14 protein-coding genes are annotated in these 14652 nt (G+C 65.3%); 12 read left to right on the top strand and 2 right to left on the bottom strand.

Annotated elements, in window-relative coordinates; genetic code table 11:
- Positions 1 to 26 precede the first annotated feature (26 nt).
- The 3 genes from VGP60_RS13080 (at position 27) to VGP60_RS13070 (ending at position 2565) form a co-directional block, all read left to right on the top strand.
- Complete coding sequence (locus tag VGP60_RS13080; RefSeq protein WP_327548282.1) at positions 27 to 947, top strand: CoA ester lyase; 921 nt, start codon at positions 27 to 29, stop codon at positions 945 to 947.
- Positions 947 to 1879, top strand: a complete 933-nt coding sequence (locus VGP60_RS13075; protein ID WP_327548231.1) for an alpha/beta hydrolase — start codon at positions 947 to 949, stop codon at positions 1877 to 1879. The genes VGP60_RS13080 and VGP60_RS13075 overlap by 1 nt, the downstream gene beginning before the upstream one ends.
- A gap of 116 nt (positions 1880 to 1995) precedes the next feature.
- Positions 1996 to 2565 (top strand): helix-turn-helix domain-containing protein, encoded by a 570-nt coding sequence (locus VGP60_RS13070; protein WP_327548230.1) that lies wholly within the window; start codon positions 1996 to 1998, stop codon positions 2563 to 2565.
- Here the strand turns inward: VGP60_RS13070 and VGP60_RS13065 are convergent.
- Both VGP60_RS13065 and VGP60_RS13060 read right to left on the bottom strand, forming a co-directional pair.
- Positions 2550 to 3323 carry an EthD domain-containing protein gene (locus VGP60_RS13065; RefSeq protein ID WP_327548229.1) on the bottom strand — a complete coding sequence of 258 codons (774 nt, stop codon included), beginning with the start codon at positions 3321 to 3323 and terminating at the stop codon, positions 2550 to 2552. The genes VGP60_RS13070 and VGP60_RS13065 overlap by 16 nt on opposite strands.
- A gap of 33 nt (positions 3324 to 3356) precedes the next feature.
- Positions 3357 to 4691, bottom strand: a complete 1335-nt coding sequence (locus tag VGP60_RS13060) for an MFS transporter (RefSeq protein WP_327548228.1) — start codon at positions 4689 to 4691, stop codon at positions 3357 to 3359.
- 331 nt (positions 4692 to 5022) lie between these two features.
- Here VGP60_RS13060 and VGP60_RS13055 point away from each other — a divergent pair, with 331 nt between their 5' ends.
- The 9 genes from VGP60_RS13055 (at position 5023) to VGP60_RS13015 (ending at position 14650) form a co-directional block, all read left to right on the top strand.
- Positions 5023 to 6249, top strand: a complete 1227-nt coding sequence (locus tag VGP60_RS13055; RefSeq protein ID WP_327548227.1) for an LLM class flavin-dependent oxidoreductase — start codon at positions 5023 to 5025, stop codon at positions 6247 to 6249.
- A 52-nt stretch (positions 6250 to 6301) separates the two neighbouring features.
- Complete coding sequence (locus tag VGP60_RS13050; protein ID WP_327548226.1) at positions 6302 to 6826, top strand: flavin reductase family protein; 525 nt, start codon at positions 6302 to 6304, stop codon at positions 6824 to 6826.
- Positions 6826 to 8073, top strand: coding sequence for a bifunctional 3,4-dihydroxy-2-butanone-4-phosphate synthase/GTP cyclohydrolase II (locus tag VGP60_RS13045; protein WP_327548225.1), 1248 nt, complete (start codon positions 6826 to 6828; stop codon positions 8071 to 8073). Before VGP60_RS13050 ends, VGP60_RS13045 begins: the two co-directional genes overlap by 1 nt.
- 57 nt (positions 8074 to 8130) lie before the next feature.
- On the top strand, positions 8131 to 9810 hold the full coding sequence (locus VGP60_RS13040) for a histidine kinase (RefSeq protein ID WP_327548224.1): 1680 nt from the start codon (positions 8131 to 8133) through the stop codon (positions 9808 to 9810).
- Positions 9810 to 10487 carry a response regulator transcription factor gene (locus VGP60_RS13035; RefSeq protein ID WP_327548223.1) on the top strand — a complete coding sequence of 226 codons (678 nt, stop codon included), beginning with the start codon at positions 9810 to 9812 and terminating at the stop codon, positions 10485 to 10487. Before VGP60_RS13040 ends, VGP60_RS13035 begins: the two co-directional genes overlap by 1 nt.
- Positions 10488 to 10663: 176 nt before the next feature.
- Positions 10664 to 11860, top strand: coding sequence for an alpha/beta hydrolase (locus VGP60_RS13030; protein ID WP_327548222.1), 1197 nt, complete (start codon positions 10664 to 10666; stop codon positions 11858 to 11860).
- Positions 11857 to 13116 (top strand): CoA transferase, encoded by a 1260-nt coding sequence (locus tag VGP60_RS13025; protein ID WP_327548221.1) that lies wholly within the window; start codon positions 11857 to 11859, stop codon positions 13114 to 13116. The genes VGP60_RS13030 and VGP60_RS13025 overlap by 4 nt, the downstream gene beginning before the upstream one ends.
- Positions 13116 to 14093 (top strand): hydroxymethylglutaryl-CoA lyase, encoded by a 978-nt coding sequence (locus tag VGP60_RS13020; RefSeq protein ID WP_327548220.1) that lies wholly within the window; start codon positions 13116 to 13118, stop codon positions 14091 to 14093. Before VGP60_RS13025 ends, VGP60_RS13020 begins: the two co-directional genes overlap by 1 nt.
- Entirely contained in the window at positions 14093 to 14650 is a 558-nt protein-coding gene (locus tag VGP60_RS13015; protein ID WP_327548219.1) for a VOC family protein, read from the top strand. Before VGP60_RS13020 ends, VGP60_RS13015 begins: the two co-directional genes overlap by 1 nt.
- Positions 14651 to 14652: the final 2 nt, after the last annotated feature.

The following is a 14652-nucleotide window of genomic DNA, read 5'->3' as shown; positions in this document are numbered from 1 at the left end:
GCCGTCGAACGATTGAGGAGTCGCAAATGCCGCACCGTCCGCCCCGCGCCCGCCGCTCTGAGCTGGCGACCCCCGCGACCAGTGAGAAGATGCTGACGAAGGCCGCCGCCAGCGATGCCGACCTGGTGTTTCTCGACCTCGAGGACGCCGTCGCCCCGAATGCCAAGGCCGAGGCACGCCGTGGCGCCGTGGCCGCGTTGCGCGGACTGGACTGGGGGCGCAAGACCCGCGCGATACGCGTGAACTCGGTCGACTCTCAGTGGTTCCTCGACGATATGGTCGAAGTGGTGAGCGCGGCCGGGGCCAGCATCGATGTCATCTTCGTCCCGAAGGTGAAGGCCGCCCGCGACGTCTGGTTCGTCGACGACTTGCTCACCCAGCTCGAAATGAAGCTGGGGCTGCCCGTCGGCAGGATAGGCCTCGAAGTCCTCATCGAAGAGGTTGAGGCAGTCGTGAGAATCAACGAGATCGCGGCCAGCAGCCCGCGTCTGGAAGCGCTGATCCTCGGCGTGGGCGACCTCGCCGCGAGTCAGGGCATGCCGAACGCCAGCCTCGGCACCGCTCCCGGCTATCCGGCCGATGTGTGGCACTTCGCGCGGGCGAGCCTCGTTGTCGCGGCGCGGGCCAACGGGCTCGATGCGATCGACGGGCCCTACGGTGGTATCGACAACCCGCAGGGCTACACCGAACAGGCGCGGTGGGCGGCCGAACTGGGCGCGGCCGGTAAGTGGGCGATCCATCCGAGCCAGATCGCGATCGCGAACGACGTGTTCGCGCCGACGGCAGACGAGGTCGCACATGCGTGCCGGGTGGTGGAGGCGATGCGGGCGGCGGAGGCTGACGGCACCGGTGCGGTCTCGCTTGACGGAACTTTCGTCGACGCCGCGACCGCGAGGATGTTCGGGACCGTGGTACGGCGCGCGGAGTTGATGGGGCTCGTGAGCTGATGTTGAAACCCAGTCCCGAGTTCGAGAAGCTGATGGAGTTCCTTCGTGAGCGGCAGTTCAACGCGGCCATCACGCCGATCGAGCAGCTGCGAGCGGGGTTCGAGCGCTTCGCGGCGGCCATCGCCGATCCGCCGCCGGTGCGCACGAGGGCTGTCGACGCCGGTGGGGTGCCGGCGGAGTGGGCGACCGCTGAGCAAGGGATCCCAGACGCGGCTGTGCTGTACCTGCATGGCGGTGGCTTCGGTATCGGCTCTATCGCTTCCTATCGCGACTTGTCGGCCCGCATTGCCACCGAGGCCGAAGTATCGGTACTCACGCTGGGGTACCGGCTGGCGCCGGAGCATCCCTTCCCCGCAGCCCTCGACGATGCAATGGCCGCGTATCGATGGTTGCGGGACAGCATGCCCGCATCGCGCATCGCGGTAGCCGGCGATTCGGCCGGAGGCGGTCTGGCTGTCTCGCTCGTGGTGGCGCTGCGTGACGCCGGGGAGCCTCTTCCGGCGGGTGTGGTCACGTTCTCACCGCTGACCGACCTCACCCACAGCGGCAGCTCGATCAAGACCCAGGCCGCACTCGACCCGCTCGTCGGACCGGAGAGCAGCCGCTCGTACGCGCACCGATATCTCGCGGGGCATGATCCGGAGGATCCTCTTGCGTCGCCGTTGTTCGGCGACCTGTGGGGGCTTCCTCCGGTCCACATCCAGGCCGGTACCGCCGAGGTGCTGCTGGACGACGCCCTCCGTCTGGCGCGTCGCCTGCGAGACGCCGGTGTCTCCGTGGACTTGGACGTCTGGCCCGAGATGGTGCACATTCTGCCGTTCTTCGCCGCTCGCGTGCCCGAGGCCAGGGCGGCTCTGCGCAACGGGGCCCGGTTCCTGCGCGACCGGCTCGACGCCACGGCCGAGGTGGATGCGCCGACAGCCCCAGTGTGAGAAGGTGAGTAGTCGACAACAAACCTTTTTGGAGTGCTGGGGGCAGGATGGCTACGTCAGAGACCGACGCGCCGGTCGTTGAGAATGGCCAAACCAGGCGGTCGAACCTCTCGACCTTGCGGCTGCTGGAAGCGTCGGCCGCGCTGATCGCCGAGCGTGGCTACGAACGCACCACGCTGGTGGAGATCGGCAAGCGGGCCGGCTACAGCCATGGACTGGTGACGCGGCGGTTCGGCAACAAGGCCAACCTGCTGAACGCGCTGATCGATCGCATGACGGCGAGGTACGGAACGCATCGACTGATGAACTCCACCGGGGAGCTGGTCGGCGTCGAAGCCGTGCAGAAAATACTGCGCACGATCCAGCACGAGGCAGAACACTCACCGTCCGGGCTCCGTGGTTTCTGGGCCTTGATGTTCGAAGCATTGAAACCGGTGCCGGAACTGCGTGCTCACATTGCTGATATCAACGAGGAACTTCGCGCAGGGGTAGCCGAGTTGATGATTGCCGGGCTGAAGGCCGGCCAGGTCCGGCCGGGAACTGATCCGCATGCGGCCGCGAACCTGATCGCGAGTGCGATGCGAGGCTCGGCCTATTTCTGGATGCTCGATCCCGAGCGATATGACATTGTCAGTGAGCTGGGCAATCTGTCCGAGCAGATCGAGGCGGCCTACCGCAACCGGTGAGCCCAGCCCGGTGCCGCTGGGCGGCCCCACGGCGATCGGAATTCCTCGACCGGCACGATCGGGCTGCGCGGCTGGTCGAGGAGACCTTCGCTCGCGTTTTGCACGGTTGTGTTCATAGCGGAGATATCGGCACCTTTACGCAACCAGAACTCCTCGACGAGGTCGAGGGGAAAGGCCGTGTCGTCGGGGGCGGTCTGGTTGTGGTGTCCTCCTTGGAAGCTCAACGGATGCTCGAACATCGGATAGCTGCGGCGATGCTCTACCAAGCCGGAGATCTGCCGGCTGAAATCCCGCGCGGCCCGCTCGTAGCGTTTACCGAACTGCTGCCGGCTCACCTGTGGCTGACGTTGCCCGAAACGGACGATTTTGGTCAGGGGGTCATCCGCGTGGCTGATTTCGGTTGCGCACTCGGTCACGATGAACAGCGCTTGCCGGGCACGGTCGAGAAACTTCGCCTCATCGGCAGAGATTCGTTCCTTTCCAGGCGAGGTCGTGACCGTTTTCAGCTGCTCTTCGAACTCGGATTGACGGTTGAACCACATCTCGGTCATCACGTCGAAATGCGGGCCGTCGAAGACGGGATGCTGTTCGGTGCGCCAGATCGGGAAGTTCCGTCGGTAGTCCAGCGCCTTCGGTACGAGGAGTTCGTCCGTGCCGTCATGCTTGGTGAGGTTGGCGTGTGAGTTCTCGTAGTAGTCGATGAACTGCGCGCGGGAGAAGTCCGCCCGGCGCCAGAGAAAGAATACGACCTTGAACATGCCACCTCGTTCGGATTGCGGGTTGGACGCCGGTTATCCGGCGGCACGCGCTGGAGCGAAACGTTCCCGGTCCGCCAGGTGCTGCCGCCGCGGATAGGTCAGGCTCGCCACCAGCCCGATCAGAGCTGTCCCCATCAGGTAGTAGGCAGGCGAAAGGGTGCTGCCGGTGGTTTTCACGAGGTAGGTGGCGATCAGCGGAGCAGTCCCGCCGAACACCGCTGTGCCGAGCATGTAGCTCACCGAGGACGCCGTCGCCCGGACATGGGTGGGAAACACTTCGGTCATCGCGGCGATTGCCGCCGATATCAGGCAGCCGACCAGCAGCCCGAACACGGCCTGTCCGAGCATGGCGCCCGCGGCGCTTGACCTGATCAGTGCGAAGAGCGGTACCGCCAGTACGAGAAGGCTTGCGCTCGCGCCGACGAGGATCCATTTCCGGCCGACGGTGTCGGACAGCAAGCCCATGAACGGTGTCGTGACCATCGCCACCGTTCCCCCGATCAGTGTCGAGGCGAGCGCAGTACCTGCGCCGAGCTGCGCCGTGGTACCGACGTAGGTGAGCATGAACGCGATCATCATGTAAAACGAGGAGGCGATCAGGGCCGCGATGCCGGTCGTTCGTAGCAGGTCGCGCCAATACTTCAGCACTTCGACCAGGGGAGCTTTGGCGACGCGCCCGCGAGCTTGCAGCTCCTTGAACTCCTGGGTCTCGTCCAATTTGGACCGGATGTACAGTCCGATGACGCCCAGCGGGCCTGCGATCAGGAACGGCAGACGCCAGCCCCAGCTGTTCATGCTGGCGGGGGTCAGCACCGCGTGCAGCACGGCGATGATGATGAGCCCCAGCAAGAATCCGAGTACCGAAGTGGACATCACCCAGCTCGTGGTCAGGCCACGCCGACGGGGAGACGACTGTTCGAGCATGTAACTGGAGATGCTCCCGAACTCGCCGCCCGAACTCAGGCTCTGGAGTGCGCGCAAGGCGATGAGTAGCACGGGAGCGGCGATCCCGATCGCGGCGTAGCCAGGAAGTACCCCGACCAGCATGGTCGCCGCGGACATCATCAGCAGGACGATGACCATGACACGCTTGCGGCCGATCCGGTCGGCCAGTGAACCGAAGATCACGGCCCCCAGCGGCCGCACGAAGTAGGTCATGGCGACCACAGCGAAGGTGGTCAGCAGCTGGGCGGTTTGGTCGGTTGCCGGGAAGAAGGTTGCGCCGATGTTCACTGCGACGAGGCCGTACACGGCGAAATCGAGAGTCTCGATCGTGTTGCCGAAGGAGGACGCGATGAGGGCTCTGGTGCGGCTGACCGGCTTCTGTGCGACCGAGGTCGTGTCAGCGGCATCCTGGACGGCGCTCATGATCGGCATCCGTTGGCCGGCTGGTGATGGAAGCTCGCAAGCATCATGGGGGCACCTTTCGGGTCTCAACATCCATTGGTGAGATGACCGATTGAAAGGTAGCTAACCACAAACTTTTTGACAAGTGTTGTTTACCTGCGAAAACATGATCTTTTGCTGGGACTTCTGCGGGCGACGGCCCTTTGCCGAGAGCGCGCCGGTCCGGGAGCGTGCGGCGCGACATTTGTCGTAGGCAGACGGGGCCGGGGTCGCTGTCGCTTGGTGACGGATGGAGCTTGACTCGGCAGTGATCGAAGGAACTCAGTGATGCGTAGCCGGTGGGAGGTGCGACATGACCGGGATCAGCTCATCCGCCGAGGCCGTCCTTGCCGCGGATCCCGACACCCGCGTCCGCCGGGCCGTGCGGGCACTGCTGGAACCGGCATGTCGCTGTCCGCGCAAGCACGGAAAGGAAATCATGAAAGTAGGCGTCTCTCCCGTATTCCAGCGCATCGGCTTCACGCGATCGGATTACGAGGTCTATCACAACGAGCTCGCTCTCGCCGACCTCGCGGAGCCCTTGGGCTTCGACTCGATCTGGACCACCGAACACCATTTCACCGACTACGAGATGATTCCCTCGCCGTTGCAGTTCCTGACCTATATGGCCGGCCGGACGAAGCGAATTCGTCTCGGCACCATGGTCGTGGTCATTCCCTGGCATGATCCCCTACGCGTGGCGGAGGAGATCTCCGTCCTGGAAAATCTCTCCGGTGGCCGGATGATTCTGGGCATCGGACGTGGTCTCGGGCGGGTGGAGTTCGAGGGCTTCCGGGTGCCGATGGAAAAGTCGCGGCCGATCTTCAACGAGCACGCCGAAAATATTCTCAGCAGCCTGGAGACGGGCTACTTCGAGAGCGATGGAGACTGGTCGAAAGTGCCCCGCCGCGCCCTGCGGCCGACGCCGTTCGAAAGCTTCCATGGGCGCACGTTCATCGCCGGGATCTCACCGGAGACGGTACCGCTGGCGGTGAAGCACGGGGCGGGAATGCTTGTCATCCCGTCGAAGTCCTGGGGTGAGGTCAGTGCCGACCTGAAGCGGTTCGAGGACGCTTGGTCGGCTGAACGGCCGACTGATCCGAGACCGCGGCCGTTGGCGGCCGCGTTCACCTACGTGGACAAGGACCCGAAGCGGGCAGCTGACATCGCGACGAAACACATCGGCGAGTACTGGAACTCTGTCCTCGATCATTACGAGATCAGGCAGACGAAATTTGATCAAGTCGCCGGCTACAACCACTACAAGGGAATGAGTGACGCGGCTAATTCGGATGTGGACCAGGTGATCCGCAATTTCGTCGATCAGATGATGTGGGGCACGCCTGACCAGGTTCTCGAGAAGGTGGACTGGTTGCGGGCAACGCTCGATATCTCCACCCTGATCTGCCATTTCTCGTTCACCGGCATGCCGTACGAATTGGCGAACCGCAGCATGCGACTGTTCGCGGAAGAGGTCCTGCCCGTTCTCCATTCCTGGGGTGTCTCGTCGCACGTGAAGCCGGCCAGTGAGCCGAGCTAGCCGCAAGGATTGACCGGAAGTAGCAATCGAATTTCCATGGAGGAGGTGCTCGATGGATCAGCACAATTCGCTGGATGGGGCGCCGGGCACGACCGAGCTGGTGCGGCTCGACACCTTCCGTGCGGTAATGGCGACGGTCTGTACGCCGGTCTCCGTTATTACCGCAATGGACGGGCAACGGCCGCACGGAACGACAGTGAGCGCGTTCGCGTCGTTGTCGCTGGAGCCGCCGATGGTACTGGTCGCTCTCGCCTTGAACTCGGATCTGTTGCGCCTGGTGCGAGCCACCCGGAGGTTCGGCGTGAACGTCCTCGGCAGGCACCAGGCCGATCTGGCGCAGAATTTCGCGCGCAAGGGCGAGGACAAGTTCGACGACGCCGAATGGTGCCTCGCCGGCGGGGTTCCGCGTCTCACTGGTGCGCCGGGGTGGCTGGTCTGCCAGGTCACTGAACTCGTGCCCGGCGGAGACCATCTGGTGGCGCTGGGTGCGGTCATCGAGGCGGAGACTGGCACCGGTGCCCCGCTGACTTACCACGAACGACGGTTCGGCACCCACGCCGCGCTGGAGGTGGCCTGATGGGCAGCACGGCAGCGATCGCCGGACGGGTGCGGAGAGCGGTTTCGCACCTGGCCGCCGGTGGAATGATCCTCGTCGTCGACGCTGCCGAACGCGAGAACGAGGGCGACCTGGTGGCCGCGGCGTCGCTGGTGACCGAGGAACAAGTGGCGTTCATGGTCGCGCACACGACAGGAATCCTCTGCGCACCGATGAGCGAGCGGCGCGCGGCCGAGCTCCGGCTCCCGCCGATGGTTCCCGACAGTGAGAACACGGACACTCACTGCACGGCCTTCACCGTCACGGTCGATCACGTGTCGGCCGGAACGGGCGTATCGGCCGCGAACCGCCGCCGCACGATCCGGGCATTGGCCGACCAGGGCACCGGAGCGCACGAACTGCGCCGCCCCGGCCACGTCTTTCCACTGCGGGCGCGGGAAGGCGGTGTCCTCGTCCGGGCCGGTCACACGGAGGCGTCGGTGGACCTCCTGCGGTTGGCCGGGCTCCAGGAGGTCGCCGTGATCGGCGAAATGGTGGCCGCCGACGGCTCGATGGCCCGCGGTGATCAGCTGGACCGGTTCGCCGCCGAGCACGCGATTCCGCTGCTGGCGATCGCCGACCTGGTGTCCTACCGGTACGCGAACGAACAGCTGGTCACGGCCGCCGCGGAGGCGGACATGCCGACGGAGTTCGGCAGCTTCCGAGCGACTGCCTACCGCTCGGAGGTGGACGGCAGCGAGCATCTTGCGATGGTGCTCGGCGACGTGGCCGCCGCCGGGCGACGGGAGGAAGGCGTGTTGGTCCGCGTGCACAGCGAGTGCCTCACCGGGGACATACTGGGATCACTCCGCTGCGATTGCGGAACGCAACTCGAACAGTCCCTGCAGGCGATAGCGGCTGAGGGGTGTGGCGTCCTGGTCTACCTGCGCGGGCACGAAGGCCGGGGAATCGGTCTCTGCCGGAAAATCCAGGCCTACGCCCTCCAAGACGACGGATTGGACACCGTCGACGCGAATACGGCACTCGGGTTGCCGGTCGACGCGCGGACCTACGGAACCGCCGCTCATATCCTTCGTGACCTCGGCGTCCGGCGGATCCGGCTGATCACCAACAACCCCGAGAAGCACCGCGGGCTCGACGGGTATGGCGTCGATGTCGTCCGGCGGGTGGCGTTGCCCAGTATCCAGTCGGCCCACAACGTCCGCTACCTGCGCACCAAGCGTGACCGCCTGGGGCATGAGCTGACTGTCGTCGACGCGGCCGGATAGACCTCTGCCGACTCGTCACGACCCCTGACCAGGGCGATGTTTCAGCACGGTGGCCCGATGGCGCCATTGTCAAGGCAGGGAGGTGATAGTATGTTGTTAGCTACCAACTTTATAGGCGGGATGGTGCCGGCCGGTGGGGCGGTCGTCATCGAGCGCTCGCGAGCTTGCCTTTCAGGAGGTGCAATGGTGCACACGTTCGAGAAGTTCGGGGCATACCGGGACGTGGGACCCGAGACAGGTAGCGACGTTCTCGCCTGCCTGGTGGCGGAGTCAGCGGAAGGGCTGGCCGTCCTTTCCCAGGACGGCCGGTATCGCTTCGTCAACCCTGCCGGCTGCCGGCTGTTCGACGCGATTCTCGTGGAGTTGCTCGGAACGCCGTCCGCGTTCGATCTCGGTGTCCTCGACGGAGAGAGCTGGTCCGTCGTCCAAGACGGACTGCCGAGCACATCCGGCACGCGGGAGATGGAGTACTCCGGCCATGCGGTCAGCCTTCGTGGCGAGCTGATGTACACGGTGCGGTTCCGAAGCCTTGAACAGACGCGGCGTCAGGAGCGCAAGCTGGCGGCGTTCGTGCGAACGGCCGCGTCGATCGCCGGCGAGCGGCGTCTCGGTGCGGTGCTCGACACTCTGGCGGACGAGGTGCGCGCTGCCACCGGAATGGCGACCTGTGCCGTCGTCCTGTTCGACGAGCACACCCACGCGGCCACCTATGCCGGAAAATCAGGTCTGCCGGGTGACTACATCCAGCGGAGCGAACAGTGCCGGCGTAACGGCGTGTCGTTGCTGACGCGCCGGGCTTACGAGACCGGATGGACCAGTTTCGGGCACCGGCAGGAGATCCTGAACGACCCGATGTTCGCGCCGATGCACGACATCGTCGAGTCCGAAGACTGGGACACCTACGTAGCGGTCCCGCTGATCGTCCGGGACCACACGATCGGGGCGCTCGCGGGGTTTCACGCGGCCGGCTCTTCGCCCACCCCCGACGACATCCGGTTCCTCACCGCCATGGCGGACCACGCCGCCGCCTCGGTCGACAATGCCCGTCTGCTCGCCAGGTTGCAGAACCAGGCGGCCCGCGAAGAGCGATACCGGCTGGCGCGCGACATGCACGATTCTGTGACGCAGGCCTTGTTCTCGCTGTCCCTGCACGCGCAGGCAGCGGAGTTCATGATCAGTGAGGATCCTTGCGCCGACGTTCGTGCGGAGCTCGGCGAGGTGCGCACTCTCGCACAGAGTGCCTTGCAGGAAATGCGCACGTTGATCATGCACCGGCGACCGGCCGCACTCCGCGCGGACGGGTTGACGACCGCGCTGCGCAAGCAGGCGGCGGAGGTGTCGGCCGGGACCGGCCTTGACATCCAGGTCGAGTGCCGGGTGGAACCCGACGGCCTCGACGAGCATCTCGAAGAAGATCTGTTCCGAATGGCCGGTGAGGCGCTGCACAACGTTGTCAAGCACGCAAAGGCGACGTCTGTGCGAGTTCGCCTGAGTCGCGGTGAGGACGACCCGTCGGTGTTGATCTTGGACATAGTTGACGACGGAATCGGGTTCGACCAGCACACCGTGGGCCGGCGGCAGTTCGGTTTGACAACCATGGCGGAACGAGTCGCCGCACACGGAGGCACGTTCGCCGTGGTGAGTTCTGCCGGCGGTTCGGGGACCGCGGTCCGCGCGAGGCTCCCGGGCGCGCTCCCTGACTGGTCCTGGTCATCGGAGATTTGGGAGGTGGCGTGATGACTGACAGCGCCATAAGCGGCACGATCCGGGTTTTCCTGGTCGATGACCACCAGGTGGTGCTGCGGGGGCTGGCCGCTCTCCTGCAGACCCAGCCGGACATCGCCCTGGCCGGAGAGGCCGAGTCGGGCGCGGCGGCCGTGCGGGAGCTCGCGCTGCTCGCCGCCCGCAACAGCCTGCCGGACATCGTCCTGATGGACCTGATGATGCCAGGGCTGGATGGGCTCAGTGCCATCGCCGCGATTCGCGAACGGTTTCCCCGGGTTCGTCTCGTAGCATTGACGAGCTTCGCTGAGGCCGAACGGGTACATGCGGCTCTCGAAGCCGGCGCATCGGGATATCTGCTCAAGAACGCCGACGCCCGCGAAATCATCGCGGCGGTTCGCGCGGCGTATCGCGGAGAACTGCACATCACTCCTTCCGTCGCCGGAGTGCTGGCCCGCTCGATGGGCTGGCGTAGCCCCAGCGTCGACCTGACGAGCAGGGAACGAGAGGTCGTCGTTCTCGTCGCGCAAGGGCGTTCCAATCAGGAGATCGCTCGCAAGCTGGTGATCAGCGAGCGAACGGCCCGCACTCACGTCAGTCACGTGATCGGCAAGCTGGGTGTGGGCTCACGGGTGCAAGCCGCATTGTGGGCGATTCGGGAGGGACTGGTCACGGAGCCGACCAAATTCTGAACTTTGCCGCACAAGGCGTCACAGCAGATTAGGAGCAATGAAAGCCTGTGTCTGTTCCAGTACTTCCTCGCTATGTACCGGCGAACAACGTCGGGTTCCTCGATGGCTTCGTCGAATACCGAGGCGATCTCGAAGTCGCATCCTCACAGAGTCCTTTCGGCCAGGATGCGGCGATCTTGCGCACCGATGCGCAACAGCGGGTCGTGCGGTTGGTCGCCCAGGACGGCGGACATGCGAGGGCGATCCTGTACAGCGTCGGTGGCGAGCGGACAGCCGTATTCGTCATGCACCCGCGTGCCGACGTCAGTTCGCACTACCTCATTCCCGCCCTCCTGGACGCGGGATACGCAGTGCTCGCAGCACAGAGCCGCTACTTCAACAACGACGAAGACTGCCTTCACGAGGCGATCCTCGCCGACATCGCGGCCGGTGTGCATCTCCTCCGGGCGGAGGGCTACGAGAAACTGGTGCTACTCGGCAACAGTGGCGGGGGAAGCCTGTTCAGCTTCTACCAAGCCACCGCGCAAACCGCTCCTCCGGACAGGCCGACACACACTCCCGGCGGGACACCGTATGACCTCAACGCGTTCGACCTGCCGGAAGCGGACGGTCTATTGCTGCTGGCCGCTCATCTCGGCGAGGGCAAATTCCTGATGAACGTCATCGACCCGTCGGTGACCGACGAGAACGACCCGCTCTCGTGCGACGCGGACCTGGACATGTACAACCCCGCGAACGGGTTCCGGCGGCCGCCGGAAGAAAGCCGGTACAGCAAGGACTGGTTGTCCGCATACCGAACCGCGCAGCGGAACAGAGTTGCCAGGCTCGACGCCCTCGCCCACCAGCAGATCGCCGAGAACCGGCACTTCACCGGCCTGCGGGAACACGAGTGGTTCGACCGGTTGCCGCCGGAGCAGCGAATTGCCATCGAGCGCCGCGGCGTTGCCGGGCGCTACCTCATGATCGCCCGCACCGACGCGAACCCGGCGAGTCTGGACCTCACCATCAATCCATCCCATCGGATTGTCGGTTCACTTCAGGGACCGCGCCCGGACCTGCAGAACTATCGGCCCGGATACTTCGCCCACTGCATGACCCCGGAGGGATGGCTCTCCACCTGGTCCGGTTTGTCTTCAAGGGCCGCCCTCGCCGGCACTGTCCCGAAGATCACGGTGCCGACCTACCTGCTCAACTACTCGGCCGACAACGCGATCTTTCCCCAGGATGTCGAAGAGGTCTATGCCCTGTCCGCCGCGTCGGACAAGGAACTCCTGCACATCGACGGCGATCACTTCGGGGTCGGCAGCAAAGGCAAGGCCGCGGCATCGGAAGCAGTGCTGGAGTGGTTGCGCGAACGGTACCCGACGCGATGAAAACGTCAGCAACCTCGCACGGTGCGCCGGAACCGGCCCACCAGGTGGACGAAGCCGTGAACGGCCCGCTCGACGGGCTGCGGGTCATCGAACTCGGGACGGTAGTCGCGGGTCCCTTCGCCGGACGGCTGCTGGCCGACTACGGAGCGGACGTGATCAAGGTCGAAGACCCTCGCCGGCCGGACCCGCTCCGGGACTGGGGTCAGCGTGCCTACCACGGGCACAAGCTCTGGTGGACCGTCCACGCCCGAAACAAGCGGTGCATCACGCTGGATCTTCGGTCGGTGGCCGGGCAGAACCTGCTGGCTGACCTCGCCGGGCAGGCCGACATCGTCATCGAGAACTTCCGGCCCGGCACGCTGGAGCGCTGGGATCTCGGCTACGAGCGGCTGTCAGCGGCCAACCCCGGGCTGATTCTCGCGCGCATCTCGGGCTTCGGGCAGACGGGACCCTACCGTGAGCGCCCCGGGTACGCCGCCGTCGCCGAGGCGATGGGCGGGTTGCGTGCGATCAACGGGTATCCCGGCGAGGCCCCGCCGCGCATGGGTATCTCCCTGGGGGATTCGCTCGGGGGCCTGTTCGCGGTGCAGGGCGTGCTGGCGGCGCTTCATCGGCGCGCTGTGACCGGCCGGGGCCAGGTCGTCGACGTCTCGCTTGCCGAGGCATGCATGGCAATGCTCGAGTCGGCCATCCCCGAATACGACAAGACCGGCTACATCCGGCGGCCATCCGGTACCCGGCTGGAGGGCATCGCGCCGTCCAACCTCTATCGATCGCGTGATGACAGGTGGCTGATCGTCGCGGCCAACCAGGACACCGTCTTCGCTCGGCTGTGCAGGGCGATGAACCGGTCGGAACTCATCGACGATGACCGGTTCCGCGACCACAACGCGCGTGGGCAGCACCAGAACGAAATCGACACGATCGTCGCATCCTGGGTGGCCGAGCGGCAGGCAGGCGACGTGCTGAAGATCCTCGGCGAAGCCGGTGTCGTCGCCGGCCCGGTGTACACAGTGGACGAGATCGTCGCCGATCCGCATTTCGCAGCACGGGAAATGATCGTCGATCACAAAGACGAACGACTCGGCGAGATCGTGCGCGGGCCCGGGATCGTGCCCAAATTCTCGCGGACCGCGGGGAGAGTGCGATGGGCCGGGCCCGCACGACCGGGCGTTGACAACGCAGCTGTCTACGGCGGGTTGCTCGGTGTCGACGCGGAACAGCTGCGACGGTGGGCACAGGATGGGGTGATCTGATGACCGGCCTGACACTCCCGGCCGCGATCAACCTGCGCGAGGTAGGGCCTCGTGACGGACTCCAGATCGAAAAACCGATCTCCACCGACGCCAAGCTGGAGCTGCTCGCGAACCTGGCCGACGCCGGCTTGCGGCGCATCGAGGCAACAGCTTTCGTCTCACCGCGCGCGGTTCCCGCCTTGACCGATGCCGCGGAAGTGGCCGCGGAACTGCACAACTGGCCCGGCGTCAGCTTCTCCGCGCTGGTTGCCGGTGTTGGTGGAGCCAGGCGTGCCGTGGACGCGGGCATCCGTGATCTCGAGTACGTCGTGTCGGCCGCAGACGGGCACAGCATGGCCAACGTCCGATGCTCCACGGCGGCGGCACTGGAACAGGTCCGCGAGATCGTCGAGCTGGCCCATGACGCCGGGGGCACCTGCGAGGTGATCATCGCGACGGCATGGGACTGTCCTTTTGACGGCCCAACGCCCAGGGCACGCACCGTGGCCGTCTCCCGGCGCGCAGTGGAGCAAGGCGCGGACAGGTTGTGTCTCGGCGACACCATCGGCACTGCCGCTCCTGGCCGTGTGGCATCACTCGTATCCGCGGTACGTGCGCAGAATCCTGGTGTTCCGCTAGGGCTGCACATGCACAACACCCGAGGAGCCGGACTGGCCGGTGTGCTGGCGGCCCTGCAGCTGGGAATCGTCGATATCGACGCGTCCATCGGCGGCCTCGGCGGCTGCCCGTTCGCTCGAGGCGCCACCGGCAATATAGCGACGGAAGAGCTGGCGTACCTCTGTGCGGACTCCGGGATCGAGACCGGTACAGACCTCGGCAAGCTCATCACCGCGGCCCGATGGGTACAAGGCGCGGTCGGCAGGACGCTACCGAGTGGAATTCTCCGCGCCGGTGACCGCCGCCGTAATTCATCGAGCCGTGACATCGACGGTTTCCAGTTTGCGGAATTCACGAAAACAACTAAGGGAGAGCCGTGATGAAAAGCGGTGGCTACAACCACATCGGTCTGGCGACGCTGGATATGGACGCGACCAAGGAATTCTACGAGAAGGCACTCGGCTTCGAGACCGTGCGTTACGATCGCTTCGACATCGCCGAAGGCGGTTTCATGCGTCATTTGTTCATGGACACCGGCAACGGCGAACTCCTGTCGTTCCTCGAGCCCAACGGCGTGGCTCAGATCCCGGCCTTCGACGCGGGGATCAACCAAGGACTCGGTGTGCCCAACGGGTTCTATCATCTGGCCTTCGAGGCCGGCTCCATGGAAGAGCTCGAGGAGACCCGTAAGCGGCTGGACGCGCGAGGGGTCAAGGTGAGCCCGGTGATCGACCACGACTGGGCGAAGTCGATCTACTTCTTCGATCCCGTGAACAACGTGTCCCTCGAGTACTGCACCTTGACCCGGGAATTCACCGAAGACGACCGGACGCACCAGTATCGCTTCACAGCGCCTTTCGCGGTGCTCGAGGTCGACGTCGACTCACTCGTCGCCGGCGAGAAGTCGCAACAGGACCAGCTGGCCCAGCAATCCTGAGT

The organism is Amycolatopsis sp. (assembly GCF_036008905.1).
Lineage (GTDB): Bacteria > Actinomycetota > Actinomycetes > Mycobacteriales > Pseudonocardiaceae > Amycolatopsis.
This window is presented reverse-complemented; position numbering and strand designations above follow the sequence as displayed.